At 58.9% G+C, this 302-nt stretch carries 1 protein-coding gene; it reads right to left on the bottom strand.

Features of this window, described 5'->3' with window-relative positions; all coding sequences use genetic code 11:
- A partial coding sequence (locus tag SB658_RS23000; protein WP_410602571.1) for a response regulator occupies window positions 1-302 on the bottom strand: 302 nt, incomplete at both ends.

Below are 302 nucleotides of genomic sequence, written 5' to 3'. Positions count from 1 at the left end.
GCCATCGATTTGCTGACATACCCGAGTGCGCCATTCTCCATCGCGCGGCGTATCACTATCGGATCCGAGTGCATGGACAAGAAGACGAACGGGATGTCGATCCTTTCCGCACGGACTGCATGAAGTAGTTCAAATCCATCCATGCGGGGCATGGCCACATCTACGATCGCGACCTGGTACTTCAGCGTGCGACATTCGCACATGGCCGCCTCTCCATCGTGGACCAGCTGCACCTGCCAGCCACTCGCCCGCAGAAGCGCAGCCACTCCTTCGCCGACCAGCTGATGATCATCTGCCAGCAC

This window comes from Bacillus sp. SIMBA_008, assembly GCF_046535495.1.
GTDB lineage: Bacteria > Bacillota > Bacilli > Bacillales > Bacillaceae > Bacillus > Bacillus subtilis.
Note: the sequence above shows the minus strand (reverse complement) of the source record. Positions and strands in the feature narration are given on the sequence as shown.